The following is a 25,729-nucleotide window of genomic DNA, read 5'->3' as shown; positions in this document are numbered from 1 at the left end:
TTCGGGACCGGGACGGGACGGGGCAGGGCAGCGGGAGGCGGCGGTCACGTGGACCGCCGCCTCCCGTGCCTCACTTGCCGCCGGTGGTCGCGATACCGCGGATGAGGAACTTCTGGCCGAACAGGAAGACGAGGAACATCGGGACGAGGGTGACGATCGACATCGCGAACATCGCCCCCCAGTTGCTGCCGCTGGTGGCGTCCAGGAAGGAGCGCAGGGCCAGCGGCACCGTGTACTTCGTCGGGTCGGTGAGGTAGATGAGCGGGGTGAAGAAGTCGCTCCAGGTCCAGATGATCGTGAAGATGGCCGAGGTGGCCAGCGCCGGACCCATCAGCGGCAGCATCACCCGGGTGAAGATCTGCCAGTGCCCGCAGCCGTCGATGCGCGCCGCCTCGTCCAGCTCGCGGGGGATGCCCCGGATGAACTGGACCATGAGGAAGACGAAGAAGGCGTCGGTGGCCAGGAACTTCGGCAGCACCAGCGGGATGATCGTGTTCACCCAGCCCAGCAGGTTGAAGATGATGTACTGCGGCACCACGATGACGTGGATCGGCAGCATGATCGTCACCAGCATGATGGCGAACCACAGCGTGCGGAGCCGGAACTTCAGCCGGGCGAACGCGTAGGCCGCGAGCGAGCACGAGACGAGGTTGCCCACCACCGCGCCGACCGTGACCACCAGCGAGTTGAACAGGTAGACGTGGAACGGGCTGCCGAGGGCGAACCAGCCCTCGCTGTAGTTCTGCACGAACAGCTCGTTGAGCCAGAGCCCCGGGGTGCGGAAGATGACCTCGGTGGGCCGGAACGAGCTGACGAGCAGCCACAGCAGCGGGTAGATCATCACGATGCTGGCCAGGATGAGCATCAGGTGCTTGAGCAGCGACCGGGCGACGCGTCCGCCGGAGGACTCGGCCTGCTGCGACCGCGGCGCGGGCCGCTCGGTGCCGGCCGGCGTGGCGGGGAGGGCGGCGGTGTCGAGGTCAGTCATCGTAGAACACCCAGAACCTTGAGAGCAGGAAGTTGACGGCGGTGAGGGCCCCGACGATGACGACCAGGAGCCAGGCCATCGCCGCGGCGTAGCCCATCTCGAAGTTGCCGAAGCCGCGGTCGTAGAGGTACAGCGTGTAGAACATCGTCGAGTCCGACGGGCCACCGGTGCCGTTGGAGACCACGAACGCCTGGGTGAAGGACTGGAACGCCCCGATCACCTGGAGCACGAGGTTGAAGAAGATGATCGGCGAGAGCAGCGGCAGCGTGATCCGGACGAACCGGGACCACCGGGTCGCCCCGTCGACGGCGGCCGCCTCGTAGTACATCGCCGGGATCTGGCGCAGGCCGGCGAGGAAGATCACCATCGGCGAGCCGAAGGTCCACACGTGCAGCAGGATGATCGTCCACAGCGCGTAGCTGGGGTCGGAGACCCATCCGATGGTGGCGTCCACGCCGAGCAGCCGGAGCAGCTGGTTGACCAGGCCGTCGGTGCCGAACAGCTGGCGCCACAGCAGCGCGATGGCCACCGAGCCGCCCAGCAGCGAGGGCAGGTAGAAGATCGAGCGGTAGAACGCCAGACCCTTCATGCCCTCGTTCAGCAGCAGCGCGATCCCCAGGGCCACCGCCAGCTGGAGCGGGGTGCCGACCACCACGTAGATGAAGGTCACCCGCAGCGCGTTGTGCAGGCGAGGGTCCTCCAGCATCCGGACGTAGTTCTCCAGACCGGTCCACTCCGGCGCCTGGATGAGGCTGTAGTCGGTGAACGACAAGTACAGCGAGGCGACCAGCGGACCGACGGTGATGACGACCAGGCCGACCAGCCAGGGCAGCAGGAACAGGTAGCCGGCGAGGTTGTCGCGGCCCGCCTCCTTGCGGCGGGCCGCCTTCTCCTCCGGTGTCCTGGCCCTGCTGCCCTTGAGGCTCGTCAGCTCGAAGAGCGCACTCATCCCTCAGACCTTCAGGTTGGAGGAGGCCTCGGTGTAGAAGCCGTTGGCGGCGTCGGCCGGGGCGGTGCGGCCGAACAGCATGTCGAGCTGGTAGCGCTGCATGATGTCGCCGAGCTCGCCACCACCGGGCGGCGGGGCGATCGGGGTGGTGCCCAGCTCGGGCTCGATGTCGGCGATGAACTCCGCGACGGCCTGCTGGTCCTCCGACAGCTCCGGGGTGACCTGCTCGCGGATCTCCAGGTTCGCCGGGATGCCGCGCTCGGCCAGGTTGGCCTCGGCGCTCTCCGAGGAGTTGACCCACCAGTTGATGAGGGCGACGGCCGCCTCGGGGTGACGGGTGCGGGCCGAGGCCGACCACAGCATCGACGCCTTGTACCAGGCCTTCCGGTCGGTGGCCTGACCCGTGGTGCTCGGGTAGCGCAGGATGGCCATGGTCTTGCCCGAGGACTTGTTGACGGCCTCCACCTGGTTGGACCAGTACTGCGCCATGGCGCTGTTGCCGACGACGAAGTCGCCCTGGTCGAGGGGCTTGGTGGCGCCCTCGCTGATGCGAGCCGCGTCGGGCAGCGCGCCGGAGTCGACGAAGGACTTCATCAGCTCGAACCACGGGATGACGTCCTCGACGGCGAAGCCGAGGCCCTCGGGGGTGAACAGCTCCTTGCCCTGCTGGCGCAGGTAGGCGCTGAGCAGGACGTCGTTGAAGATCGAGTCCGAGCCGAAGGAGCCGCTGCCCAGCTTGGCGCTGAGCTCCTCCGCGATCGCGCCGTACTCCTCCCAGGTCCAGGTGGTGTCGTCGGGCATGTCGACACCGGCCTCCTCGTAGAGCTCGGGGTTGGCCAGGATCGTCGGGGTGTTGATGCCGGCGTTGACGCCGTACAGCGTGCCGTCGATGCGACCCGAGTCGACCGTGCCCTCGGCGAACTTGGAGACGTCGACGCCGTACTCCTCCAGGTCGAGCAGGGCACCGCGGGTGCCGTACTCGGAGATGTAGGCCATGTCCATCTGGATGATGTCGGGCGCGGTGTTGCCCGCGGTCTGGGTGGCGAGCTTGTCCCAGTAGCTGGCCCACTCCCCCGGCTGGGGCGAGATGGTCACGTTCGGGTTCGCCGCGGTGTAGGCGTCGATGGCGGCCGTGGTGTTCGCGTTGCGCACCTCGTTGCCCCACCAGGCGAAGGCCAGCTCCGCCGACCCGTCCGCGTTCCCGCCGCCGCCGCTGCCGGAGTCGCCGCACGCGGCGAGCCCACCGGAGCCGGCCACCGCCGCCAGACCGCCTGCTGCGGTCAGAAACTGCCTACGGTTGACAGCCATCTCTTTCCCCTCGTCGTTGAACTGAAAGAACTCGGATGACGGTAGACGCAAGCGCTTGCTCTGTCCACTGAATCGTCTCAATCGTTATCTTGTGCCGTCGCCCGGACGGCTCCCGCACCGCCGGACGGCCCGTCGTCGGACCGCCCGGCGAGCGCGACTCAGCGCTTGTCGAACATCTTGCGCAGCTCCGGCGGCAGGTCGAAGTCCGCCATCGCCTGCTGGGCGTCCTGCGGGCCCTTCGGCAGCTGGCCGAAGGCGGCCGCCCCGTCGGCGGCCGGCGCACTCGGACGTCCCTGCTCGCGCCGCTTGGCCGGGTTGCCGGAGACGCCCTTGCCGGCCTTCTTCCGCTTGGCCTGCTGCTTGCCCTTGCGGGCGCCCCCGCCTCCGCCGGACCCTCCCGGCAGACCCGGCACCGGCGGCATCCCGGGCATCGACCCGCCGGCCAGCTGGCTCATCACCTTGCGGGCCTCCATGAACCGGTTGACCAGGTTGTTGACGTCGGAGACCTCCACCCCCGAGCCCCGGGCGATCCGGGCGCGGCGCGAACCGTTGAGGATCTTCGGGTCGTCGCGCTCGGCCGGCGTCATCGACTGGATGATCGCCTCGATCCGGTCGACCTCACGCTCGTCGATGTTGGCGATCTGGTCCTTCATCTCGCCCATCCCCGGGAGCATCCCGAAGATCTTGGACAGCGGGCCCATCTTGCGCACCATCTGCATCTGCTGCAGGAAGTCAGCCAGTCCGAAGTCGCTGCCGCCCTTGCTCTGCAGCTTGGCCGCGGCCTTGGCGCTCTGCTCGGCGTCGAAGGTGCGCTCGGCCTGCTCGATCAGCGTCAGCACGTCACCCATGCCGAGGATGCGGCTGGCCATCCGGTCGGGGTGGAAGACGTCGAAGTCGGTCAGCTGCTCGCCGTTGGAGGCGAACATGATCGGCCGGCCGGTGACCTTGGCGATCGACAGCGCCGCACCACCACGGGCGTCGCCGTCGAGCTTGGTCAGCACCACGCCGTCGAAGCCGACGCCCTCGGCGAAGGCCCGGGCGGTGTTGACCGCGTCCTGGCCGATCATCGCGTCGACGACGAACAGGGTCTCCTGCGGACGCACCTCGGCCTTGATGGCCGCGGCCTGGCGCATCAGCTCCTCGTCGACGCCCAGCCGCCCGGCGGTGTCGACGACGACGACGTCGTAGAGCTTCTGCTGGGCGTGGTACATCGCGCGGCGGGCCACCAGCACCGGGTCGCCGGTCGGCTGGTCGGCGCCGCCGGCGGTGGTCACGCCGGGCTCGGGGGCGAAGACGTGCACGCCGGCCCGCTCACCCACCACCTGCAGCTGGTTGACCGCGTTCGGACGCTGCAGGTCGGCGGCCACCAGCAGCGGGGAGTGCCCCTGCTCTCGCAGCCAGCGACCGAGCTTGCCGGCCAGCGTGGTCTTGCCCGCGCCCTGCAGGCCCGCGAGCATGATCACCGTCGGCGGCTTCTTGGCGAAGCGGATGGTGCGGGTCTCCCCGCCGAGGATGGCGACCAGCTCCTCGTCGACGATCTTGATGATCTGCTGGCTCGGGTTGAGCGCACCGCTCAGCTCCGTCCCGCGGGCCCGGTGCTTCACCGCCCCGACGAACTCCTTGACGACCGACAGGTTGACGTCGGCCTCGAGCAGGGCGATGCGGATCTCGCGGCAGGTGGCGTCGATGTCGGCCTCGGTCAGCCGGCCCTTGCCGCGCAGCGACTTGAAGGCCGAGTTCAGCCGGTCCTGCAGGGTGTCGAACACGTGGGGATTCCTCAGGTCGGGCGGGTGCGTCAGCGGCCCAGCGTACCGTCCGGTCTCCGGGTCCGAGGGGCTCGCGAACGCGTTCTCCTCCATTGACATGTGACCATTTGGTCACCTATGTTCGCGGTGTGGACGACGACCTCGTGTTCAGGGCACTGGCGGACCCGGTCCGCCGGCTCCTCCTGGACGCGTTGTTCCAGCGGGACGGGCGCTCGCTCGGCGAGCTGGAGGCCGTCGTCAACGAGCACGTCGAGATGACCCGGTTCGGGGTGGCCAAGCACCTGCGGCTGCTCGAGCAGGCCGATCTCGTCGTGGCGCGCAAGCAGGGACGGGTGAAGGTGCACCACCTCAACCCCGTCCCGATCCAGCAGATCCACCAGCGGTGGATCGGCAAGTACACCGAGCGGGCCGGCGTGGCGTCGGTCCTGCTCGACCTCAAGCACCGCATCGAGAACCCGGCACCAGAACCAGACGAGGACGAGTCATGAGCACACCGCTGACCCAGGTCTACAGCATCTACATCCAGGCCCCCGCCCAGAAGGTGTGGGAGGGGATCACGCAGTCCGAGCACACCAGCCGCTGGGGCTACGGCGGCGACGTCGAGTTCGAGCCCACGCCCGGCGGCGTGTACCGCAACCTCAGCACGCCGGAGATGAAGGAGATGGGGATGGGCGACGTGGCCATCGAGGGCCGCGTGGTCGAGGTCGACCCGCCGCACCGCCTGGTCCTGGACTGGACGCCCACCTGGCGCCCCGGGATCGCGCCCACCCGCGTCACCTGGGAGCTGACCGAGTACCCGAGCGGGCTGACCCGGGTGGTGCTCACCCACGACGTCAGCGCCGCACCCGAGCTGGCCGAGGAGATCTCTGGCGGCGGCGACCCGGCCCAGGGCGGCGGAGGCTGGCTGTGGAGCCTGTCCGGGCTCAAGACGCTGCTCGAGACCGGCCGGTCGATGGACGAGCCGGCCGCCTGAGCGGCGTGCACCGATGGGCCGGCGGCGTCGTGGCGCCGCCGGCCTCCGGGAGTGCCTCAGGCCTCCGACAGCACCGCGTCGACGAACTGCTCGGCGTCGAAGGGGGCGAGGTCGTCCACGCCCTCACCCAGGCCGATGAGCTTGACCGGGACGCCGAGCTCGCGCTGCACCTGGACGACGATGCCCCCCTTGGCCGAGCCGTCGAGCTTGGTCAGCACGATGCCGGTGACATCGACCACCTCACGGAAGATCCGGGCCTGGGTCAGCCCGTTCTGGCCGGTGGTGGCGTCGAGCACCAGCAGCACCTCCCCCACCGGGGCGGTCCGCTCGATCACCCGCTTGACCTTGCCCAGCTCGTCCATCAGCCCGGTCTTGGAGTGCAGCCGACCGGCGGTGTCGACGAGCACCACGTCGGCCTCGCCCTGCTGGCCGGCCCGCACCGCGTCGAAGGCGACCGAGGCGGGGTCGGCCTGCTCGGCCCCGCGCACCACCGGGACGCCGACCCGGCTGCCCCAGGTCTCGAGCTGGTCGGCGGCAGCGGCCCGGAAGGTGTCGGCGGCGCCCAGCAGCACGTCCTTGTCCTCGGCCACCAGCACCCGGGCCAGCTTGCCGACGGTGGTGGTCTTGCCGGTGCCGTTGACCCCGACCACCAGCACCACGGCAGGCACGTGCGCGCCGTTCGCGTCGGTGCCGGGCTCGGTGGCCAGGCTGCGGTCCATGGTGGGGTCGACCAGCCGCAGCAGCTCCTCGCGCAGCACCCGGCGGGCGGCCCCGGGGTCGGCGACCCCCTCCACCTTCAGCCGGGTCCGCAGCGCCTCCACCAGCTCGGTGGTGGGGCCGACGCCGAGGTCGGAGGTGATGAGGGTGTCCTCGAACTCCTCCCAGGTGTCCTCGTCGATCCGGTCCCGCGCCAGCAGGGCGAGCAGTCCGCGGGACAGCGCGTTGTCCTGGCCGGCGAGCCGGCGCCGCAGCCGGGTCAGCCGGCTCTCCGGGGCCTCCGGGACGTCCAGCGGCGCCGGAGCGGGCTCCACCTGCGTGTCCGGGAGCGTCTCCGGCGGTGCCGTCGTGCCCGGCGCCCGCTCTCCCCGCTCCTTCGACGGGGCGGTGGCGGTGCCGACGGCCGGACGCTCGAGCTCCTCGGCCGGCGGGGCCGGCGGCAGCGCGCGGCGCCGACGGACGACGACGGTCGCGACCACCGCGCCCACCACGAGGAGGGCGACGACGCCGACGATCAGGTACAGCAGGTCAGCATTCACCCCGACATCCTAGGGAGGTCCCGACGCGGGGGTGGCGGGGTCGTCGGGTCAGCGCGTGGCGTGCTCGGCCTGCGGCGCGGCGGTCGTCGCCGACGGGACGCGGTCGGACTCCACCCGCTCGACCACCTCGCGCACCAGCTTCTCCAGCCGCGGCGGCACGTCGGCCTCCCCGTTGAGGTGGCGGGCGGCGCGCTGCAGGCGGGTCGTGACCCCGGGGGCGCGGTCCGACGCCTTCCCCGCGATGCCCACCGCCACCACCAGGGTGACACCCACGGCCACACCGAGCACGACCAGCATGGCGATCACTGCGCCGACCACGACACGTCCTCCTGCACGAGATCCCCGGCCCGGCGTCCACCGGGCCGCACCCAGTGTGCGTCGGACACCTGAGAGTTGACCGAGACGACACGGAGACTTTGCCGATCCGAGGTGTCCGGTCGGTGAACTCCCGGCCTCATCCGGTGGCGGCGGCGTCCGCGGTGTCACGCAGCCGCTGGCTGATCACCGCCGAGACGCCGTCACCGCGCATGCTCACCCCGTAGAGGGCGTCGGCGATCTCCATCGTGCGCTTCTGGTGGGTGATGACGAGCAGCTGGCTGGTCGCACGCAGCTCCTCGTAGATCTCCAGCAGCCGGCCCAGGTTGGTGTCGTCGAGGGCGGCCTCCACCTCGTCGAGGATGTAGAAGGGGCTGGGACGGGCCATGAACAGCGACACCAGGAACGCCACCGCCACCAGCGACCGCTCCCCGCCGGAGAGCAGCGACAGCCGCTTGACCTTCTTGCCCGGCGGCCGGGCCTCGACGTCGACACCGGTGGTCAGCCACTCCCCCGGCTCGGTCAGCACCAGCCGCCCCTCACCGCCGGGGAAGAGCCGGGAGAACACGTGCTGGAAGGCCTTCTCGACGTCGGCGTAGGCCTCGGCGAAGACCTGCTGCACCCGGTTGTCGACCTCGACGATGATGTCCATCAGGTCCTGGCGGGTGCGGCGCAGGTCGTCCAGCTGCTCGGCCAGGAAGGCGTGCCGCTCCTGCAGCGCCTCGAACTCCTCCAGCGCCAGCGGGTTGACCTTGCCCAGCACGGCCAGGTTGCGCTCGGCGGCGCGGAGCCGCTTCTGCTGCTGCTCGCGCACGTAGGGCACCGGCTCGGGGGTCTCGTCGCCCTCGCCGAGCGCGGTGCCGTCGGGTCGGGTGAGCACCGGAACCGGCTGCTCGGGCCCGAACTCGGCGAGCAGGGTGTCGGGGTCGAGGCCGAGCTCGGTGCGCGAACGCTCCTGCAGCTGCTCGATCCGCATCCGTTGCTGGGCCCGCGCCAGCTCGTCGCGGTGCGCGGAGTCGATCACCTGCTCCAGTGCCCGGGACAGCTCACGGGCCTCGGCCCGCAGCCGGGCCAGCGCCTGCTCAGCCGCGGTGCGGTCGCGCTCGGCGGCGTCGCGCTGCCCGGTGGCGAGGCGGTGGGAGGCCTCCACCCGGGCGAGCAGCCACTGCCCGCCGCGGACCACCTCCGCCGCCACCGCGCCCTCCCGCCGCAGCTGCTCGCGCCGGGCCTCAGCCCGCTCACGGGCCTGCCGCTCCGCGCGCGCCGCCTGACGCAGCGCCTCCACCCGGCCGGCCAGGCTGCGCACCCGCTCCTCCAGCGTGCGCAGCTGCAGCCGGGCCTCCATCTCGGCGGCCCGGGCGGTGCGGGCACGCTCGGCCAGCTCGTCCCGCTCGGCGGGATCGGGTTCGGCCTCCTCGTCGCCCTCCTGCTCGGCGCGGGCCAGCCGCTCCTCCAGCTCGCCCAGCCCGGCGAGATCGCGGTCGCGGGCCTCCTCCGCGGCTTGGATGCCCCGCTCCAGCCGCTCGGCCTCGCCCTCGGCCGCCCGGGCGCGGGAGTGCAGCTGACCCAGCTCCTCGGCGACGGCGGCCATCGAGGCATCGGACTCGTGCAGGCGGGCCAGGGCGACGTCGCTGCGCCGGGTCGCCTCGGCCAGCCGGCCGTCGACCTCGGCGAGGGCGAAGGTGAGCCGTTCGCACTCGTGCTCACGCTCGGCCAGCTCCCGCTCGGCCTCGTCGACGGCGGCCTGCACCTCGATCAGGCTGGGGCGCGCGGTGGAGCCGCCGGCGGCGAACCAGTGGCTGAGGACGTCGCCGTCCCGGGTGACCGCGCTCAGGCAGGGGTGGGCCTCCACCACCGCGCGGGCCGTGGCCAGGTCCTCCACCACGACGACCCGGGCGAGCAGCCGCGCCAGGGCGGGACGGAGCGTGGCGGGTCCGCTGACCAGCGCGGCGGCCGGACGGGCCCCGGCGGGCAGGTCGACCTCGTCCGGCAGCGGCGCCCGGTCCGAGCCCACCAGCAGCCCGGCCCGGCCCAGGTCGTCGGCCCGCAGCCGGTCGAAGACGGTGGTGGCGGCCTCCAGCCCGTCGACGGCCACCGCATCGGCCACCGGTCCGAGGGCGGCGCCGATGGCCTGCTCCCAGCCGCTCTCGACCGTCACCAGGGTGGCCACGGACCCCAGCACCCCCGGCACGGGGACGTCGGCGGCCAGCAGCGCCGCACCGGCGTCGCCCCGTTCCAGCCCCGAGCGCAGCGCCTCGGCCCGTGCCGAGGCCACAGCCCGCTGCCGCTGCGCGGCCTGCTCGGCCGCCCGGAGCTGCTCCACCTCGGCCCGGACGGCCTCCAGCGCCGCCACCGCCTCCTCGTGCTCGGTGTCGAGGCCGACCTCGCCCGCGTCCAGGCCGGCCACGGTCGCCTCCAGCGCGGCGAATGCCCGGGTGGCCTCGGCGGCCTGCTCGCGGGCGGCGTCCCGGGCTCCGGTGAGTCGGCCGATCTCGTCCTCGCCCGCCGCGGCGCGTGAGCGCAGCGAGCTGACCTGCCCCCGCAGCCGGGCCAGCCCCTCCCGCCGGTCGGCCACCGCCCGCACCCGGGCCGCCAGCTCGCGGTCGGCCTCGGCGTGGGCGCGCTCCACCTCGGCCCGGTGCTCGCCGGCCTGCTGCAGCGCCTCCGCGGCGGCCTCCGCCTCGGTGCGCAGCCGGGCCTCCTCACCGGCCACCTGCTCGGCCTCGGCCTCCAGCGCCTCGGGGTCACGACCCGGGCGGTCCTCCACCGGCGCCTCGGCCGCGTGGCGGACCCGTTCGCGGGCGATGCTCACGGTGCTGCCCACCCGCTCACGCAGCCCGGCGAGGGCGTACCAGCTCTCCTGCACCGCGGCCAGCGCCGCGGCGGCGGCCCGCAGCGCCGCCTCCTGCTCGGCCTCGGCCTCCCGGGCACGCTGCAGCTGCTGCTCCAGCTCGGCGCGACGGGCCCGCAGCCGGGCCTCGTCGGCGTCGTCGCCCTGCTGCTCGAGGGTGGCCTGCAGCAGCTCGTCAGCCAGCAGCCGGGCCCGGGCGTCGCGCACCTCGGCCTGCACGACGGCGGCCTTGCGGGCCACCTCGGCCTGGCGGCCCAGCGGCTTGAGCTGACGGCGCACCTCGCCCAGCAGGTCCTGCAGCCGGTCGAGGTTGCCCTCGCAGCCCTCCAGCTTGCGCAACGCCTTCTCCTTGCGCTTGCGGTGCTTGAGGACGCCGGCCGCCTCCTCGATGAAGCCGCGCCGGCCCTCGGGGGTCGCGCTGAGGATCGAGTCGAGCTGGCCCTGGCCGACGATGACGTGCATCTCGCGGCCGATGCCGGAGTCGCTGAGCAGCTCCTGCACGTCGAGCAGCCGGGCGGGGTTGCCGTTGATGGCGTACTCCGAGCCGCCGTTGCGGAACATCGTGCGGGCGATCGTCACCTCGGTGTAGTCGATCGGCAGCGCCCCGTCGGAGTTGTCGATGGTCAGCACCACCTCGGCCCGGCCCAGCGGCGGGCGTCCGGACGTCCCGGCGAAGATGACGTCCTCCATCTTGCCGCCGCGCAGCGACTTGGCACCCTGCTCGCCCATCACCCAGCTCAGCGCGTCCACCACGTTGGACTTGCCCGAGCCGTTCGGGCCCACGACGCAGGTGATCCCGGGCTCGAACTGCAGGGTGGTGGCCGAGGCGAAGGACTTGAACCCGCGCAGGGTGAGGCTCTTGAGGTGCATCAGGACACCTCGACCCGTCCGCCGCCACCTCCGGCGGCCCCGGTGCTGTCGTCGTCGGACGCGGCGGCGTGGCGGGCCCGGCGGACCGAGGCGAACGTCCACACCTTGTTGACCACGAACGACAGCGGGGTCACCAGCACGATGCCGATCAGCTGCGCCCAGTACAGCGGGGTGCGGAACCCGCTGGAGGAGTCGAACACCGACACCGGCAGGGCCAGCGGCGACTGCGGGTTGAGCAGCAGGGTGACGATGAGCAGGTTGACCGCCTGACCGACCAGGCCGACGGCGAGGAAGGGCCCGTACTCGCGCCACCAGCCCGAGTGCGGGGCGCTCTTGAACGTCCAGGAGCGGTTGAGCTGGAAGTTCCACACGTTGGCCACCAGGAAGGCCAGCGTCGAGTAGACGTGGTACCAGCGCACGTTGAAGGGGCTGAACGGCAGGTCGACCACGACACCGTGCTCGTCGGCGCCGACCCGGTTGCAGGCGATCACCACGAGCAGGTTGACGAGCACGCCCGAGCCGCCGACCAGGCCGAAGCGGATCAGCTGGATCCAGTTGTGGCGGTGGCGGACGAGGAGGTAGTCGGTCAGGCGTCTCACGGTCGGGCCAACCTACCGCGCGCGCACCGGCGCGGGTCGTCCCCGCGGCGGGGCGCGGTCAGGACTCCAACCACTTCTGCACCAGGTGGTCGGCGGTGACCCGCCGGATGGTGCCGGAGCGGGAGCGCAGGACGATCGACTCGGTCCGGATCACCGGGCCGTCCCGGCGGACGCCGGCGACCAGGTTGCCGTCGGTGATGCCGGTGGCGACGAAGAAGGTGTTGTCGCTGGTGACCAGCTGCTCGGCGTCGTAGACGTGGTCGAACCGCAGGCCGGCGTCCAGGCCGCGCTGGCGCTCCTCGTCGTCGCGGGGGGCGAGCACCGTCTGGATGAACCCGCCCAGGGCGCGGATGGCGCAGGCGGTGGCCACCCCCTCCGGGCTGCCACCGATGCCCACGCACAGGTCGAGGGCGCCGTCGTGCGAGGCGGCGTCGATGCCACCGGCCACGTCGCCGTCGAGCATCAGCCGGGTGCCGGCACCGGCCGCCCGGATGGCCTCGATCAGCCCTTCGTGGCGCGGGCGGTCCAGCACGCCGACCTGCATCTCGGCCACCGGCTTGCCCTTGGCCTCGGCCAGCAGCCGGACGTTCTCCCCGATCGGGCGGCGGATGTCGAGCAGCCCGACGGCCTCCGGCCCGGCGACCAGCTTGTCCATGTAGAAGACGCTGGAGGCGTCCAGCATCGAGCCGCGGTCGGCGGCGGCGATCATCGAGATGGCGTTGCGCCGGCCGGAGGCGGTCAGCGAGGTGCCGTCGATGGGGTCGACCGCGATGTCGCAGGCCGGGCCGCGTCCGGTGCCCACCTGCTCGCCGTTGAACAGCATCGGGGCGGCGTCCTTCTCGCCCTCCCCGATCACCACCACGCCGGCGAAGTCGACCGTGGCCAGGAAGGAGCGCATCGCGTCCACCGCGGCACCGTCGGCCCCGTTCTTGTCGCCGCGGCCGATGAAGGGGACGGCACGGATGGCCGCGGCCTCGGTGGCCCGCACCAGCTCCAGCGCGAGGTTGCGGTCGGGCTGGCGGTACAGCAGATCGGTGTCGGGCACGGCCTCGTCCTCCGTCGGGTGCAGCAGGGTTCGGCTCAGCCTAGTGGGGGACGCCCACCGGACCGGGCCGTCGCGACCGTGCCGGACCGGCGGTGCGGGTCAGCGCTCCGGTCCGTCGGGGTCGGGTCGCAGGCCGAGCCGGCGGATGACGTCGGTGACGATGTCGTCGGGGCGGGCGTCCACGTCGACGACGATGCCGGCCTCGTCGTCCTGCAGCGGTTCCAGGGTCTCCAGCTGGGACTGCAGCAGCTGCGGCGGCATGTACTCGTGCTGACGCCCGGCGACGCGGGCGGCCAGCAGCTCGGGGTCGGCGTGGCCGTGCACCATCACCGCGTCGGGAGCGTGCCGACGCAGCTGGTCGCGGTAGCGGCGGCGCAGCGCCGAGCAGCCGACGACCACCGGCGCCTGCGATCCGAGCACCTGCCCGACCCGCTCCAGCCAGGGGTGGCGGTCCTCGTCGGTGAGCGGGGTGCCGCCGGCCATCCGCGCCCGCGCCTCGTCGCTGTGCAGGGTGTCGCCGTCGACGAAGCGCCAGCCCAGCCGCTCCCCCAGCAGGTGTCCGATGGTGGTCTTGCCTGACCCCTGGACGCCCATCACCACGATGCGGCGGACCGGTGGTGCGGCTGGCATGGCACTCCTCGCGACGAGACGGCGGCACCCGCGGCGGGGCGGGTCCGGGAGCGTGATGCTACCGGCGCGGGGCCTCCCGCGGCCCGCCGACCGGGCCGCGCGGGGCGCGGGCGCTCACCAGCGGGCCGACCGCGGCCGGCGCTGGCAGCGGGGGCAGCGGTAGGAGGAGCGGTTCATGAAGGAGTCCCGCACGACCGCGGTGCCACAGCGCGGGCAGGGGCGGTCGGCCTGGCCGTAGACGGCGAGCGCGCGGGAGAAGTAGCCGCTGGAGCCGTTGACGTCGACGTAGAGCGCGTCGAAGGACGTCCCGCCCTGCTGCAGCGCGGCCGCCATCACGTCGCGGGCGGCGAGCAGCACGTCGCGGGCCGCGGCGGCGGCCAGGGTGTCGGTGGCGCGTGCCCAGTGCAGCCGGCTGGCCCACAGCGCCTCGTCGGCGTAGATGTTGCCGATCCCCGAGACCAGGGTCTGGTCGAGCAGGGCCCGCTTCAGCCCGGTGCGCCGGCGTCGCAGCCGGCGACCGACCTCGGCCGGGTCGAAGGCCGGGTCGAAGGGGTCGAGGGCGATGTGGGCGATCTCCGGCGGGAGCCCGGCCCCGCCGGGGGACAGCGACAACCCGCCGAACATCCGCTGGTCGACGAAGCGCAGCTCCTCCCGACCGTCGGTGAAGGAGACGACCACCCGGGTGTTGCGGGCCAGCGGACGACCGGGCCCGTCCACCCGGAACTGCCCGCTCATGCCGAGGTGGGCCAGCACCGCGTCGCCGTCGGTGAGGGGCAGCCACAGGTACTTGCCGCGCCGGCGGGGGACGTCGAAGGTGCGCCCGACCAGGGTGGCGGCGAAGTCGGCGGGCCCGGCGAGGTGGCGTCGGACCGGGCGCGGGTGCAGCACCTGCACCGCGGCCACCGTGCGACCGGTGAGCTGCGGTTCCAGACCGCGGCGGACGACCTCGACCTCGGGCAGCTCAGGCATCGACGGGCCGGTCGGAGGCCGACCCGTCCGCGGCGTCGCCGCCGACGAGCGACTCCGCAGCGCCCTCGGCCCCGGCCGCCGCGGCCGCAGCGACGGCCTGGGGCTGGTCAGCCAGCCGCTCCTCGAGCATCCGGAAGGCCAGCGCGGCGGCCTCCTGCTCGGCCTGCTTCTTGTTGCGGCCCCGACCGGGGCCGAAGTGCTCCTCACCGAGCACCAGCCAGGCCTCGAACTCCTTGGCGTGGTCCGGCCCGGCCTCGGTGATGGTGTAGGCGGGGATGCCCAGCCCGGCACCGGCGGCCAGCTCCTGCACGCTGGTCTTCCAGTCCAGACCGGCGCCGAGCTTGGCGGCGGCCTCCATCAGCGGGTCGAAGAGGTGGTGCACGAAGCGCGCCGACCCCTCCACGCCGTGCGCCAGGTGCACCGCACCGATCAGCGCCTCCATGGTGTCGGCCAGGATCGAGGACTTGTCGTGGCCGCCGCTGTTGAGCTCACCCCGGCCCAGCCGGATGCGCGGGCCGACCTCCAGACCCCGGGCGACACCGGCCAGGGCGCGGGCGTTGACCACCGCGGCACGGAGCTTGGCCAGCCGGCCCTCGCTGAGGTCGGGGTGGGTGCGGTAGAGGTGTTCGGTGACGACCACACCGAGCACCGAGTCCCCGAGGAACTCCAGGCGCTCGTTGGTGGGCAGCCCGCCGTTCTCGTAGGCGAACGAGCGGTGCGTCACTGCGAGCTCGAACAGCTGGGGGTCCAGCGGGACCCCCAGCTGCTCCAGCACGGAGTCGATGCTGCTCAACGAGTCAGGACTCGAGCACCTGACGGCGGCTCGCGCCGGCACCGTACTGGCCGCAGGACGGGCAGGCGGTGTGGGGCAGGTGCTTGGCGCGGCAGGCCGCGTTGGCGCAGGTGACCAGCGCGGGCGCGGTGGTCTTCCACTGCGAACGGCGGTGCCGGGTGTTGCTGCGCGACATCTTCCGCTTCGGGACGGCCATGGTCATTGCTCCCTTGGTGTGCTGGTCTCTTCGGTACTGCTGGTCTGGGGCTGCCAGTCGGCCAGCGCACCCAGGCGGGGATCGACCGGATCCTCGTGGGTGTGGTCGGGGGCGGCGTTCAGGTCCTGCCCGCAGAGCGGGCACAACCCGGCGCAGTCCTCGCGGCACAGTGGCGTGAACGGCAGGTCGAGCACCACCGTGTCGCGGATCAGCGGCTCGAGGTCGATGAGCTCGCCCTCCAGCCTGCTGGCCTCCTCGTCGTCGGCCTCGCTGTCGGGGTAGAGGAACAGCTCCATCACGTCGAGCTCGGTGCGGTCCGAGATCGCGGTCAGGCAGCGTGCGCACTCCCCCGACACCTCGACCTCAGCCGATCCGGTGACCAGGACCCCGTCCCCCGCGCTCTCGAGCCGGAGCTCGAGGGCGATCGGCGAACCAGGTGGCACTCCGATCACGTCGTTGCCGAGCTCGTCGGGTGCGTCGGCCACACGGGTGACCTCCATCATCCGCCCTTGCTGGCGACCCAGGTCGTGGGTGCTGATCACGAGCCCCGAACGGGGATCGGCGGGGCGGTGCAGCGAAGTCATCGCATTGCCTTTCACACGCGGCGGTACGACAGCGTCATAACCGACGTGCGATGCTACCCGCCGCCGGTGCCCTTCGCCAAACCGCCGGACGACGGCCTCCCTCGCCGGTGCTCGCAGGCGCGTCCCGGTGGTCACCCGGCGCCGAGCCGGGCGGCGATCCGGGTGGCGACGACGTCGGGGACGAACGGGGTGACGTCCCCACCGAGCCGGGCGATCTCGCGGACCAGGGTGGACGACACCGGGGCCCACTGCGCGGCGGTGGGCAGCCACACCGTCTCCAGCCCGCCCATCCGCTCGTTCAGCTGGGCCATCGGCAGCTCGTGGTCGACGTCGGCGGCCCGGCGCACGCCCTTGACCACCACGTCGACGTCGTGGTCGCGGCAGTAGTCGACCAGCAGCCCGGAGAACAGCGTGACGGTGACGCCCGGGCGTCCGGCCACCGTCTCGGTCAGCATCTCCACCCGCTCCTCGGGAGTGAACAGCGCGGTCTTGCTGGTGTTGGCCCCGACCGCGACCACCACCTCGTCGAACAGCCGGGAGGCCCGCCCCACGACGTCGAGGTGGCCGTGGGTGACGGGGTCGAACGACCCCGGGCAGATGGCCCGCATCAGGCTTCCTCCTGCTCGTCCGCCGGCTGGCCCTGCTCGTCCGCCGGCTGCCGCTGCGCCCAGTGCAGCACGGTCTCACCGTAGCGACGCGACCACGTCTCCATCCCCTCCGGCCAGCCCGGGTCGGGGCTGCGCCGCCCGCGCTCGACCACCACCACGCCGTCGGGGGCCAGCCAGCCGGCGACCACGGCCCGCAGCTGGACATCCAGGGTGGCGGCGTCGACGGCGTAGGGCGGGTCGAGCCACACCACGTCGAAGGGCTCGGGCGCGGGCGCGCCGAGCAGCTGCTCGACCTTGGCCGTCTGCACCCGCGCGGGCAGTCCGAGGCGGCGGACGTTGGCCTGGGTGACCGCAGCCACCGCCCGCTCGGCCTCCACCAGCAGCACCGCGCTCGCGCCCCGGCTGGCCGCCTCCAGCCCGACCGCGCCGGAGCCGGCGTACAGGTCGGCGAAGCGCAGGCCGGCGAACCACCGCTCGACCGGGGCGTGGGCGGTCCCGGCCCAGGAGGCCAGCGCGGAGAAGAAGGCCTCGCGGACCCGGTCGGTGGTCGGCCGGGTGCGCTCGCCCGCCGGGGTGTCCAGCCGCTGGCCGCGGCGGCTGCCGGCGATGATCCGGCTCATGTGCGCTCCATCCACTCCGGGTCGGCGAGCAGCTCCACCTGGGCACGCAGGTCGGCCAGCACCGGATCGGTGGCGGCGTCGGGACGTCCCACCCACTCCTCGGCGACCTCGCGGGCCAGCTGGATCTCCTCGGCGTGGTCGATGACCCGCAGCAGCCGCAGGCTGGAGCGGGCTCCGGACTGGCTGGCGCCGAGCACATCGCCCTCCTGCCGCTGGGCCAGGTCGACGTCGGCGAGCTGGAAGCCGTCGCGGGTGCGGCTGACCGCCTCCAAGCGCCGGCGGGCCTCGGAGTCGGCCGGGCTCGTGGTCAGCAGCAGGCACACCCCCGGGTGCGCACCCCGGCCGATCCGGCCGCGCAGCTGGTGCAGCTGGGAGATGCCGAACCGGTCGGCGTCGCTGATGACCATCACCGAGGCGTTGGGCACGTCCACCCCCACCTCGATCACCGTGGTCGCGACCACCACGTCCACCTCGCCGGCGGCGAAGCGGCGCATGGTGGCGTCCTTCTGCTCGGCGGGCAGCCGGCCGTGCACCATCTCCACCGTCAGCCCGGACAGCGGGCCGGCGACGAGCTCGGCGTGCAGGTCCTCCACGGTCCGGGGCGGGACGGCGTCCTCCGCCTCATCCCCGCCGGGAGGCCGCACGGTGTCGGACTCGGCGATCCGGGAGCAGACCACGAACGCCTGCCGCCCGGCGGCGACCTCCTCGCGGATCCGCTGCCAGGCCCGGTCGACCCAGCGGGGGTTGCGCCGCTCGTCGACCAGCACCGTCGTCACCTCGCTGCGTCCGGCGGGGACCTCGCTCAGGGTGCTCACCTCGAGGTCGCCGAAGACGGTCATCGCCACCGACCGCGGGATCGGCGTGGCCGTCATCACCAGCAGGTGCGGCCGGGTGTCGGCCTTGGCCGCGAGGGCGGCCCGCTGCTCGACGCCGAAGCGGTGCTGCTCGTCGACCACCACCAGGCCGAGGTCGGCGAACTGGACCTGCGCGGAGAGCAGGGCGTGGGTGCCGATGACGATGCCGGCGCGCCCGCTGGCGACCTCGAGCAGCGCCTCGCGCTTCTGCTGGGCGCTCATCGAGCCGGTCAGCAGCACCACCCGCGTGGCGTGCTCGGCTGCGTGCAGGGTGTCGGCGTGGGCCATGTCGCCGAGCATCGCGGTGATGGTGGTGTGGTGCTGGCTGGCCAGCACCTCGGTGGGGGCCAGCAGGGCGCTCTGCCCGCCGGTGTCGGCCACCGCCAGCATGGCCCGCAGCGCCACCAGCGTCTTGCCCGACCCGACCTCGCCCTGGAGCAGCCGCTGCATGGGGTGCTCGCGGGCCAGGTCGGTGAAGATCTCCTCCGAGATCTGCTGCTGGCCGTCGGTCAGCGTGAACGGCAGCCGCCGGTCGAAGTCGGCGAGCAGCCCCTCCGTCCGCCGCGGGCGCGGGGTGCTGGGCACCCGGGCCGCCTCGGCGCGGCGCTGGGCCATGGTGACCTGCACCGCCAGCGCCTCGTCCAGCAGCAGCCGCCGGCGGGCGGGCTCCACCTCGTCGCGGGTGCGCGGCAGGTGCACCGAGCGGAAGGCCGACACCAGGTCCGGCACCCCCAGCCGCAGCCGCACCCAGGCCGGCAGCGGGTCCTGCAGCTGCTGCTCGACCGCCTCCAGCACCAGCCGGGCGCACTCGGCCACCTGCCACGTGGGCAGCTTCTTCGTCGTCGGGTACAGCCCGATCAGGCCGTCGTGGCCGACCTGGGCGAGGGCGAGGTTGCGCTGGGCGCCGCCGACCACCCGCCCGTCGGGGGCCAGCACCACGTAGTCGGGGTTGGTCAGCTGTGCGCGCTGCTGGAACTCCCCCACCTTGCCGGCGAAGATGCCGCGCGCCCCGGCCGGCAGCTGGGCCGACCAGTGCTCGAGCAGGTGGCTGTTGCCGAAGAAGGTCAGCGCGAGGTCGGCGCTGCCGTCGGTGACCACCACCTCCAGCCGTCCGCGGGGTGCCCGCCGTTGTCCGCGCGAGCGGTCGTCGGGGTTGTACCGGCCGTGGTGGAGCTTGGTGGAGCGCACCGTGGCGAGGACGGCGACCTCCTCCCCCGGCACCAGCGCGGCCAGGTCGCTGGTCTCGGCACCGGCGAAGTAGCGCCGTGGCAGGTGGCGCAGCAGGTCGCCGACGGTCTCGATCCGCCACCGGCTCAGCGCCTTCGCGGTCGCGCCGCCGACGAGCCGCTCGACCTTGGTGTGCAGGAGGGCGAACGCGTCGGTCCGCCAGCCGCCGGTCGGTGCTGTCACACCGGGCACCCTAGTGCGACCCCCTGACGGGCCCGGGCCACCCGCACCGCGGCGGCTGGGTACCGCCGCGTCGACCGGGTACACCCCGGGCCCACCGACGGAGCCGGAGGAGCCGACATGCAGATCGACAAGCAGCAGATCATCGACAAGCTCAAGGAGATGGGCCACCAGGACAAAGCCGGCCAGGCCGAGTCCGAGCTGCCCGACCAGGTCGACACCGACCGCGACGCCGGCCTGCTGCAGCGGCTGGGCGTGGACCCGTCGGACCTGCTCGGCGGCCTGGGTGGTCTGGGCGGCAAGCTCGGTCTCTGACCCCGCTCAGCGCCCGGCCCACTCCAGGGCCTGCTGCAGCACGGCCAGGTCGCGGTACCAGGTGCGCACCTCGGTACGGCAGGCCACCCGCTGCCGGGCGGTGTCGTACTCGGCGCACTCGGCCAGGGCCTCGGAGTCGGTCGGCGGGTGCAGCTCGGTGCCGTCGGCGTGCAGGATGCTGAAGCCGTTCGCGGCGTCCCCGGTCACCCGGACGACGGTGTCGCCGGGCGGCTCGGGGGTCGGCTGGTGCGCGGCGGCGGGGCCGGCGGCGGCGCCGAGCGTCCCGGCGAGGACGGCGACGAGGCAGCCCGCGGCGCAGCAGGCGGCGGCGATCGGTCGGTTCACGGAGGTCTCCTCTGGTCGGGCCGGCACGTCCGGCATGCCCTGACCATGGGCGGCTCGGCGGCGGTCATGCGCCACCGCCGGGCCGCCTGTGGACGACGCTCAGGCACCGTGGCAGGCTGTGGACGACCTCGGCCGGCGCCCGCGCTCCGGCCGGGGAATTAGGTGTCCGTGGTGCCGGTCGGCTACGCTTGACCGGTTCCCGATCCTGGGACCACCACACGTGTACACCCACTCGCACACCCGCGAGTCCGAGCTGCGCCGCCCCGGCTGACCCGGGCGGCACCTGACGAGGAGAGATCCAGTGGCTGCCGTATGTGACGTCTGCGCCAAGGGGCCGGGCTTCGGACACAACGTCCCCTGGTCGAAGAAGAAGACCAACCGGCGTTGGAACCCGAACATCCAGCGGGTCCGGGCGGTCGTCGCCGGCACCCCGAAGCGGCTCAACGTGTGCACCTCCTGCCTCAAGGCGGGCAAGGTCACCCGCGCCGTCAGCGCCTGAGCCCAGAGCACCAGCAGAGCCCGTCCCGGTCCTCCGGGGCGGGCTCTGCCGTCGTCGGGCGCTGTCGGCTCAGCCGGGCAGCCGCTCGCGGGAGCGCCGGCGGAACGCCCGGCCGGCCGCGATGACCTCGGCCCGGTGCAGGTCGGCGAGCACGAACCCGGGGACGCCCTCGCCCGGCGCCTCGGCCACCACCTCCCCCACCGGGTCGACCACCATCGAGGTCAGCCCGGCCGTGGCGTCGGCCGGCACGGCCAGGCTCACCCAGCAGGTGTGCGAGGCCGCCGCCCCACGGGCCCGGGTGCCGATGTGGGCGTTCCCGGTGAGCCCGCTGGTGGCGTAGGAGACCAGGACGGCGTCCACGTCGAGGTGGTCGTAGCCGGTGAACAGCTCGGGCAGGAGGACGTCGAGCCCGAGGGCGAACCCGAGCCGGAACCCGTCGACGTCGACGGTCACCGGCTGCTCGCCGGCGGCGTACATCCAGGTGGCCTTGGAGGTCGAGAGCATCCGCTCGTCGTAACGGGCGGCCACCGTCCCCCGGTCGGAGAGGACGTAGACGCTGTTGTACGGGCGCGCCGGCGCGGGTCGGGGGTGCACCGACGGCACCACCGTCCACACCCCCAGCTCGGCGGACAGCGCGGCGAGGGCGTCCAGCTGCTCCTGCCACACCGGCCAGTCCGCCCGGCTCCAGTCGGATGGCCCGATCTCCTCGGGTCCGGTGGCCGAGACCACCCGCTTGTCGGGGAAGCAGAGCGCCCCCTCGGTCAGGTGCACCAGGCGGGCTCCGGCGGCGGCGGCCCGGCGCACCAGCGCGCTGGCCTCAGCGCCGCTGGCCTGCAGGGCGGCGGCATCGGTCGGGTCCTGGCGCACCGTCGACGAGACGACGGCCAGACGCAGGGTGTGGGTGGTGGGTTCCGGCATGTCGGATTCTCCTGGAGGAGTCGGACGGAAGTGCCGGAGGGCAGCGGTGTAGGACTCGCCCGTCTTGGCGGCGCGGGCCCGACCCGTCGTTTGAGGTTGCGGTGCGCTGTCATCTGGCCTTCCACGCACCCGGGCGCGACCCCCCAGCGGTCCCGTCCGGGGCGGAGGGACTCAGACGAGCGACCCGAGACGGGAGTCCCTTTGCCTCCTGCTGGGGACCGGGCTGGGGCCGGTCGACGGAGGTGGGGCGTGGGTCACGCCGGGCACCATGCTCGCCCGGGCGACCCCGCCCGTCAACCACCCCGCGCCGCGGGTCGCGCCGCGTCCTCAGACGGTGACGACGGTGGGGACGATCATCGGCCGGCGCCGGTAGGAGGTGTTGACCCAGCGCCCGATGGTGCGGCGGATGACCTGCTGCAGCCGCTGGGTGTCGGTGACGCCGTCGCCCAGGGCGTCCTCCAGGGCGCGGGTGATCTGCCCGGCGACCGGGTCGAAGACGGTGGCGTCCTCGTGGAACCCGCGGGCGTGGATGTCGGGCCCGCTGATCAGCCGTCCGGAGCGGGTGTTGACCACCGCGACCACGGAGATGAAGCCCTCCTCGCCGAGGATCCTGCGGTCGGTCAGCGCGGTCTCGGACACGTCGCCGACGGTGGAGCCGTCGACGAAGATGTAGCCGCAGTCGACCTGCCCGACGACCCGGGCCCGGCCGCGGGCGAGGTCGACGACGGTGCCGTCCTCGGCCAGCACCACCCGGTCGGCCGGGACGCCGGTGGCCTCGGCCAGCGCGCCGTTGGCGATCAGGTGGCGGACCTCGCCGTGCACCGGCATCACGTTGCGCGGACGCAGGATGTTGTAGCAGTACAGCAGCTCCCCCGCGCTGGCGTGGCCGGAGACGTGCACCATCGCGTTGCCCTTGTGCACCACGGTCGCGCCCAGCTTGGCCAGGCCGTTGATGACGCGGTAGACGGCGTTCTCGTTGCCGGGGATCAGCGAGCTGGCCAGCACCACGGTGTCGCCACGCTCCAGGTCGATCACCGGGTGCTCGCGGTTGGCCATCCGCGACAGCGCCGACAGCGGCTCGCCCTGGGAGCCGGTGGAGATGATCACCACGTCCTCGGGCCGGTGGTTCTCGATGTCCTTGAGCTCGATCAGGGTGTTCCCGGGCACGTGCAGGTAGCCGAGGTCGCTGGCCACCTTCATGTTGCGCACCATCGACCGGCCCACGTAGACCACCTTGCGGCCGTGGCTGACCGCGGCGTCCAGCACCTGCTGGACCCGGTGCACGTGGGAGGCGAAGCAGGCCACGATCAGCCGCTGGGTGCTGCGGGCGAAGACCCGTTCCAGCGCTGGTGCGATGTCGCGCTCGGGGGTGGTGAAACCGGGCACCTCGGCGTTGGTGGAGTCGACCATCAGCAGGTCGACGCCCTCCTCGCCCAGCCGGGCGAAGGCGCGCAGGTCGGTGATCCGTCCGTCCAGCGGCAGCTGGTCCATCTTGAAGTCGCCGGTGTGCAGGACGGTGCCGGCGGCGGTGCGGACGAAGACGGCCAGCGCGTCGGGGATCGAGTGGTTGACCGCGATGAACTCGAGGTCGAAGGCGCCGAAGGTGACCCGCTGGCCGTCCTCGACGGTGCGGTACTCGGTGTCGCGGAGCCGGTGCTCGCGCAGCTTCTCCCGCACCAGCGCCAGGGTCAGCCGGCTGCCGATCAGCGGGATGTCGCGCCGCTGGCGCAGCAGGTAGGGCACCGCGCCGATGTGGTCCTCGTGGCCGTGGGTGAGGACCAGCCCGACCACGTCGTCCAGCCGGTCGGCGATCACCTCGAACCCGGGGAGGATGAGGTCGACCCCTGGGTGGTCGTCCTCGGGGAAGAGCACCCCGCAGTCGATCAGCAGGATCTGGCCGTCGACCTCCAGCGCAGCCATGTTGCGCCCGATGTCGCCCAACCCGCCGAGCGGGGTGACCCGCAGCGTGTCGGGGGCGAGCCGGGGCGGGGTTCGCAGTGCAGCACTCATCACTCCCACACCCTAGTGGTGCGACGTCGTGCCGGGACCGGCCGCGACCGCGCTCACGCCGCCACCAGGCTGGACGCGCCCCGCCCCCAGGCCGTCAGCAGCTCCTCGGCGAACCGGTCGCCCAGCCACCCGCTGGCCTGCATGCCCAGCACGACGTCGCCGGCCAGCCCCGGCTCCAGGGCCAGCAGCGGCGCCAGCACCTGACGCCGCAGCACCTGCTCGTGCACCGCGTCGGCCTCGACGTGCTCGGCGTAGAAGTGCTCGGTGGCCGGCCCCAGCCCGAGCCGGCGGGCCGCCTGCACGAACCGGGCCGAACCCGGGGAGGAGGTGAGCTCGATCACCGCGAACATCCCGACCGAGGCGCCGCGCAGGCTGCGCCGCAGCCCGCACAGGGTCTGCAGGTTGACCTCGGCCAGCACCCAGCGGCTGGTCACCGCGAGCTGGGCGCCGTAGCCCGGGTCCAGCCCGAGCTCGAGCATCATCTGGGCGTACAGCGCGGAGTGCATGGCCCGGGCCCGTCCGGCGCCGTACTCGTCGTGCTCCACCGTCACCAGCCCCGCCTTGGCGGCGTCCTGCAGCCGCGGGATCACCCAGGCCTGCGGGTCGGCCTCCTTGCGGTGGTAGTGCGCCCGGTGGGCCACGTACTCGGTGAACTGCTCGACGGTGCCCTCGGCGGCCAGGTGGTGGCTGACGCCGGTGCCGTCGACCGGTTCGACCACGAGCTCGGCCACCACCTCCTCGACGTCGTCGCCGCCGGGCAGCTGCTTGCGCAGCGCAGCCAGGAAGTGGTCCTGCATGGCGTGACGCGCCGAGGCCACCGCCGGCGCCCACTCCAGCTCGTCGTCCACGCCCTGCAGGCCGCGGTAGTGCAGCTCACCGGTCAGCGCGAGCGCCAGCTGCAGGTCGTCGCCGAAGGGATCGGCGGCGGTCGGGTCGGGCACGTCGTCGCGGCGCCCGTGCAGCAGGTCGACCACGGCGGTCGACAGCTCGCCCCGTGCGGGCGGCACGGCGGGACGGTCGAGCTGCTCGACCGGTGCGGGGATGGTCGCGGTCATGTCGTCCTCCTCCGTCGACGGCGGTGGCTGGTGTCGCAGAGAGGGTAGATCGCGCTGCGCCGGCAGGTGCACACCGCGACCACGCGGCGCTCGGAGCGCACCACGCTGCCGTCGGGCAGCTCGAGCTCCACCGGCCCCTCCACCAGCACGGGCCCGTCCTCCGCGACGAGCACGCGGTGCGCCGGCGGGTCCTCCGCCGTCGTCGCCACCTCCGCCGGTTCTCCCCTCACCGGTCCTCCTCCCGCCGGCGACGCCGGCCCTCGACCACCACCAGGGTCTCCTCCTGCTCCTGCGGGTCCAGCAGACCACGCTCGTGCAACCAGGCGCCGCGCTGGGTCATCACCGGCCCGAACGGCACCGTGCGTCGCGCCACGACCTCGCCGTGCATCCCGTGCCGGTCGAGCCGCTCCAGGGTGGCCTCCACCCCGGTCACCGTGGAGTGCACCAGCAGCAGCCGGCCGTCTCCGGCGAGCACCTGGGCCGCGCCGGCGCACACCCGGTCGAGGACCAGCCGCCCAGACGTCCCCCCGTCCCAGCAGCGGGCGGCGCGGTGCCGGGGCAGGACGTCGGTGGGCGAGGGCACGTAGGGCGGGTTGCAGACCACCAGGTCGAAACGCCGGTCGATGACCGGGGCGAAGAGGTCACCGCGGCGCACGGTCAGCGCCGAGCGCGACAGCACGGAGTTGAGCCGGGCGCTGAGCACCGAGCGGTGGGCCAGGTCGACGGCCACGACGTCGGTGGCGCCGGCCTGCCGCGCGGTGAGGGCGAGGAAGCCGGTCCCGGTGCAGACGTCGAGGACGCTGCGTCCCGCGGCGTGCCGGCGGACGTGCTCGGCCAGCAGCAGCGAGTCGTGCTGGACCCGGTAGGTGCCGGGCAGCGCCACGGTGGGCGGCCACCGGGTGCCGGACCGACCGACCGGGCGGAACAGCGCGTCGACTCCTGCGAAGGCCATGGCACTCCTCGTGGTCGCGGGGGCCGGAGCGGGACGGCCGGCTGCCGCGGAGGT

27 protein-coding genes are annotated in these 25,729 nt (G+C 73.2%); 4 read left to right on the top strand and 23 right to left on the bottom strand.

Annotated features, from left to right (window positions below; all coding sequences use genetic code 11):
• Positions 1-70 precede the first annotated feature (70 nt).
• From DT076_RS17405 to ffh, 4 genes are all read right to left on the bottom strand, one after another.
• Positions 71-988 (bottom strand): carbohydrate ABC transporter permease, encoded by a 918-nt coding sequence (locus DT076_RS17405; protein ID WP_114127976.1) that lies wholly within the window; start codon positions 986-988, stop codon positions 71-73.
• On the bottom strand, positions 981-1,937 hold the full coding sequence (locus DT076_RS17400; protein ID WP_114127975.1) for a carbohydrate ABC transporter permease: 957 nt from the start codon (positions 1,935-1,937) through the stop codon (positions 981-983). Before DT076_RS17400 ends, DT076_RS17405 begins: the two co-directional genes overlap by 8 nt.
• A gap of 3 nt (positions 1,938-1,940) precedes the next feature.
• On the bottom strand, positions 1,941-3,245 hold the full coding sequence (locus DT076_RS17395) for an ABC transporter substrate-binding protein (protein WP_114127974.1): 1,305 nt from the start codon (positions 3,243-3,245) through the stop codon (positions 1,941-1,943).
• Positions 3,246-3,403: 158 nt separating this feature from the next.
• On the bottom strand, positions 3,404-5,011 hold the full coding sequence (gene ffh, locus DT076_RS17390) for a signal recognition particle protein (RefSeq protein ID WP_114127973.1): 1,608 nt from the start codon (positions 5,009-5,011) through the stop codon (positions 3,404-3,406).
• Between the two features lie 128 nt (positions 5,012-5,139).
• On the opposite strand from ffh, the gene DT076_RS17385 reads away from it, so the two are divergent.
• Both DT076_RS17385 and DT076_RS17380 read left to right on the top strand, forming a co-directional pair.
• On the top strand, positions 5,140-5,499 hold the full coding sequence (locus tag DT076_RS17385; RefSeq protein WP_233494035.1) for an ArsR/SmtB family transcription factor: 360 nt from the start codon (positions 5,140-5,142) through the stop codon (positions 5,497-5,499).
• Positions 5,496-5,984 (top strand): SRPBCC domain-containing protein, encoded by a 489-nt coding sequence (locus DT076_RS17380; protein WP_114127971.1) that lies wholly within the window; start codon positions 5,496-5,498, stop codon positions 5,982-5,984. Before DT076_RS17385 ends, DT076_RS17380 begins: the two co-directional genes overlap by 4 nt.
• 56 nt (positions 5,985-6,040) lie before the next feature.
• Here the strand turns inward: DT076_RS17380 and ftsY are convergent, their stop codons facing one another.
• From ftsY to DT076_RS17315, 13 genes are all read right to left on the bottom strand, one after another.
• Positions 6,041-7,240, bottom strand: coding sequence for a signal recognition particle-docking protein FtsY (gene ftsY, locus DT076_RS17375; RefSeq protein ID WP_114127970.1), 1,200 nt, complete (start codon positions 7,238-7,240; stop codon positions 6,041-6,043).
• A gap of 48 nt (positions 7,241-7,288) precedes the next feature.
• Positions 7,289-7,558, bottom strand: coding sequence for a hypothetical protein (locus DT076_RS17370; protein ID WP_114127969.1), 270 nt, complete (start codon positions 7,556-7,558; stop codon positions 7,289-7,291).
• A gap of 136 nt (positions 7,559-7,694) precedes the next feature.
• Positions 7,695-11,276 (bottom strand): chromosome segregation protein SMC, encoded by a 3,582-nt coding sequence (smc, locus tag DT076_RS17365; protein ID WP_114127968.1) that lies wholly within the window; start codon positions 11,274-11,276, stop codon positions 7,695-7,697.
• Complete coding sequence (locus DT076_RS17360) at positions 11,276-11,875, bottom strand: GtrA family protein (RefSeq protein ID WP_114127967.1); 600 nt, start codon at positions 11,873-11,875, stop codon at positions 11,276-11,278. Before DT076_RS17360 ends, smc begins: the two co-directional genes overlap by 1 nt.
• A gap of 58 nt (positions 11,876-11,933) precedes the next feature.
• Positions 11,934-12,920 (bottom strand): class II fructose-bisphosphatase, encoded by a 987-nt coding sequence (gene glpX / locus DT076_RS17355; protein WP_114127966.1) that lies wholly within the window; start codon positions 12,918-12,920, stop codon positions 11,934-11,936.
• A 99-nt stretch (positions 12,921-13,019) separates the two neighbouring features.
• Positions 13,020-13,550, bottom strand: coding sequence for a gluconokinase (locus DT076_RS17350; protein WP_114127965.1), 531 nt, complete (start codon positions 13,548-13,550; stop codon positions 13,020-13,022).
• 114 nt (positions 13,551-13,664) lie between these two features.
• The gene (mutM, locus tag DT076_RS17345) at positions 13,665-14,519 is read right to left on the bottom strand and encodes a bifunctional DNA-formamidopyrimidine glycosylase/DNA-(apurinic or apyrimidinic site) lyase (protein ID WP_114127964.1); all 855 of its coding nucleotides are present in this window, start codon (positions 14,517-14,519) and stop codon (positions 13,665-13,667) included.
• The gene (rnc, locus tag DT076_RS17340; RefSeq protein ID WP_114127963.1) at positions 14,512-15,354 is read right to left on the bottom strand and encodes a ribonuclease III; all 843 of its coding nucleotides are present in this window, start codon (positions 15,352-15,354) and stop codon (positions 14,512-14,514) included. The genes mutM and rnc overlap by 8 nt, the downstream gene beginning before the upstream one ends.
• Positions 15,317-15,508, bottom strand: a complete 192-nt coding sequence (rpmF, locus tag DT076_RS17335) for a 50S ribosomal protein L32 (RefSeq protein ID WP_114127962.1) — start codon at positions 15,506-15,508, stop codon at positions 15,317-15,319. Before rpmF ends, rnc begins: the two co-directional genes overlap by 38 nt.
• A 2-nt stretch (positions 15,509-15,510) precedes the next feature.
• On the bottom strand, positions 15,511-16,092 hold the full coding sequence (locus DT076_RS17330; protein WP_114127961.1) for a YceD family protein: 582 nt from the start codon (positions 16,090-16,092) through the stop codon (positions 15,511-15,513).
• A 131-nt stretch (positions 16,093-16,223) separates the two neighbouring features.
• The gene (coaD, locus tag DT076_RS17325) at positions 16,224-16,700 is read right to left on the bottom strand and encodes a pantetheine-phosphate adenylyltransferase (RefSeq protein WP_325048385.1); all 477 of its coding nucleotides are present in this window, start codon (positions 16,698-16,700) and stop codon (positions 16,224-16,226) included.
• A complete protein-coding gene (gene rsmD / locus DT076_RS17320) occupies positions 16,700-17,320 on the bottom strand; it encodes a 16S rRNA (guanine(966)-N(2))-methyltransferase RsmD (RefSeq protein WP_114127959.1) in 621 nt (206 codons plus the stop codon). The genes coaD and rsmD overlap by 1 nt, the downstream gene beginning before the upstream one ends.
• Positions 17,317-19,584: an ATP-dependent DNA helicase RecG gene (locus DT076_RS17315; protein ID WP_233494034.1), complete on the bottom strand. Its 2,268-nt coding sequence runs from the start codon at positions 19,582-19,584 to the stop codon at positions 17,317-17,319. The genes rsmD and DT076_RS17315 overlap by 4 nt, the downstream gene beginning before the upstream one ends.
• 117 nt (positions 19,585-19,701) lie before the next feature.
• Here DT076_RS17315 and DT076_RS17310 point away from each other — a divergent pair, with 117 nt between their 5' ends.
• Positions 19,702-19,896 (top strand): hypothetical protein, encoded by a 195-nt coding sequence (locus DT076_RS17310; protein ID WP_114127958.1) that lies wholly within the window; start codon positions 19,702-19,704, stop codon positions 19,894-19,896.
• A gap of 6 nt (positions 19,897-19,902) precedes the next feature.
• Here the strand turns inward: DT076_RS17310 and DT076_RS17305 are convergent, their stop codons facing one another.
• Positions 19,903-20,241 (bottom strand): hypothetical protein, encoded by a 339-nt coding sequence (locus tag DT076_RS17305; protein ID WP_199539267.1) that lies wholly within the window; start codon positions 20,239-20,241, stop codon positions 19,903-19,905.
• A gap of 301 nt (positions 20,242-20,542) precedes the next feature.
• Here DT076_RS17305 and rpmB point away from each other — a divergent pair, with 301 nt between their 5' ends.
• Positions 20,543-20,740 (top strand): 50S ribosomal protein L28, encoded by a 198-nt coding sequence (gene rpmB, locus DT076_RS17300; RefSeq protein ID WP_114127957.1) that lies wholly within the window; start codon positions 20,543-20,545, stop codon positions 20,738-20,740.
• A gap of 69 nt (positions 20,741-20,809) precedes the next feature.
• Here the strand turns inward: rpmB and DT076_RS17295 are convergent, their stop codons facing one another.
• From DT076_RS17295 to DT076_RS17275, 5 genes are all read right to left on the bottom strand, one after another.
• The gene (locus DT076_RS17295) at positions 20,810-21,658 is read right to left on the bottom strand and encodes a carbon-nitrogen hydrolase family protein (RefSeq protein ID WP_199539266.1); all 849 of its coding nucleotides are present in this window, start codon (positions 21,656-21,658) and stop codon (positions 20,810-20,812) included.
• Positions 21,659-21,985: 327 nt separating this feature from the next.
• Positions 21,986-23,668 (bottom strand): ribonuclease J, encoded by a 1,683-nt coding sequence (locus DT076_RS17290; RefSeq protein ID WP_114127956.1) that lies wholly within the window; start codon positions 23,666-23,668, stop codon positions 21,986-21,988.
• 53 nt (positions 23,669-23,721) lie between these two features.
• Entirely contained in the window at positions 23,722-24,723 is a 1,002-nt protein-coding gene (locus tag DT076_RS17285; RefSeq protein ID WP_114127955.1) for an iron-containing redox enzyme family protein, read from the bottom strand.
• Entirely contained in the window at positions 24,720-24,953 is a 234-nt protein-coding gene (locus DT076_RS17280) for a CDGSH iron-sulfur domain-containing protein (protein ID WP_233494033.1), read from the bottom strand. Before DT076_RS17280 ends, DT076_RS17285 begins: the two co-directional genes overlap by 4 nt.
• Positions 24,950-25,675, bottom strand: coding sequence for a HemK2/MTQ2 family protein methyltransferase (locus tag DT076_RS17275; RefSeq protein WP_199539265.1), 726 nt, complete (start codon positions 25,673-25,675; stop codon positions 24,950-24,952). Before DT076_RS17275 ends, DT076_RS17280 begins: the two co-directional genes overlap by 4 nt.
• Between the last annotated feature and the right edge of the window lie 54 nt (positions 25,676-25,729).

The sequence above is a fragment of the Desertihabitans brevis genome (assembly GCF_003327535.1).
In the GTDB taxonomy this organism is placed as follows: domain Bacteria; phylum Actinomycetota; class Actinomycetes; order Propionibacteriales; family Propionibacteriaceae; genus Desertihabitans; species Desertihabitans brevis.
The sequence above is the reverse complement of the archived record's forward strand: the minus strand, read 5'-3'. Positions and strand labels throughout refer to the sequence as shown.

Bases quoted from the DNA above. Each gene is read 5' to 3' on its own strand.
- DT076_RS17275 (WP_199539265.1), bottom strand. From the start codon at position 25,675: ATGGCCTTCGCAGGAGTCGACGCGCTGTTCCGCCCGGTCGGTCGGTCC.
- DT076_RS17405 (WP_114127976.1), bottom strand. From the start codon at position 988: ATGACTGACCTCGACACCGCCGCCCTCCCCGCCACGCCGGCCGGCACC.
- DT076_RS17285 (WP_114127955.1), bottom strand. From the start codon at position 24,723: ATGACCGCGACCATCCCCGCACCGGTCGAGCAGCTCGACCGTCCCGCC.
- DT076_RS17400 (WP_114127975.1), bottom strand. From the start codon at position 1,937: ATGAGTGCGCTCTTCGAGCTGACGAGCCTCAAGGGCAGCAGGGCCAGG.
- smc (WP_114127968.1), bottom strand. From the start codon at position 11,276: ATGCACCTCAAGAGCCTCACCCTGCGCGGGTTCAAGTCCTTCGCCTCG.
- DT076_RS17310 (WP_114127958.1), top strand. From the start codon at position 19,702: ATGCAGATCGACAAGCAGCAGATCATCGACAAGCTCAAGGAGATGGGC.
- DT076_RS17350 (WP_114127965.1), bottom strand. From the start codon at position 13,550: ATGCCAGCCGCACCACCGGTCCGCCGCATCGTGGTGATGGGCGTCCAG.
- mutM (WP_114127964.1), bottom strand. From the start codon at position 14,519: ATGCCTGAGCTGCCCGAGGTCGAGGTCGTCCGCCGCGGTCTGGAACCG.
- DT076_RS17395 (WP_114127974.1), bottom strand. From the start codon at position 3,245: ATGGCTGTCAACCGTAGGCAGTTTCTGACCGCAGCAGGCGGTCTGGCG.
- DT076_RS17380 (WP_114127971.1), top strand. From the start codon at position 5,496: ATGAGCACACCGCTGACCCAGGTCTACAGCATCTACATCCAGGCCCCC.
- DT076_RS17290 (WP_114127956.1), bottom strand. From the start codon at position 23,668: ATGAGTGCTGCACTGCGAACCCCGCCCCGGCTCGCCCCCGACACGCTG.
- rsmD (WP_114127959.1), bottom strand. From the start codon at position 17,320: ATGAGCCGGATCATCGCCGGCAGCCGCCGCGGCCAGCGGCTGGACACC.
- rpmF (WP_114127962.1), bottom strand. From the start codon at position 15,508: ATGGCCGTCCCGAAGCGGAAGATGTCGCGCAGCAACACCCGGCACCGC.
- coaD (WP_325048385.1), bottom strand. From the start codon at position 16,700: ATGCGGGCCATCTGCCCGGGGTCGTTCGACCCCGTCACCCACGGCCAC.
- DT076_RS17330 (WP_114127961.1), bottom strand. From the start codon at position 16,092: ATGACTTCGCTGCACCGCCCCGCCGATCCCCGTTCGGGGCTCGTGATC.
- DT076_RS17295 (WP_199539266.1), bottom strand. From the start codon at position 21,658: ATGCCGGAACCCACCACCCACACCCTGCGTCTGGCCGTCGTCTCGTCG.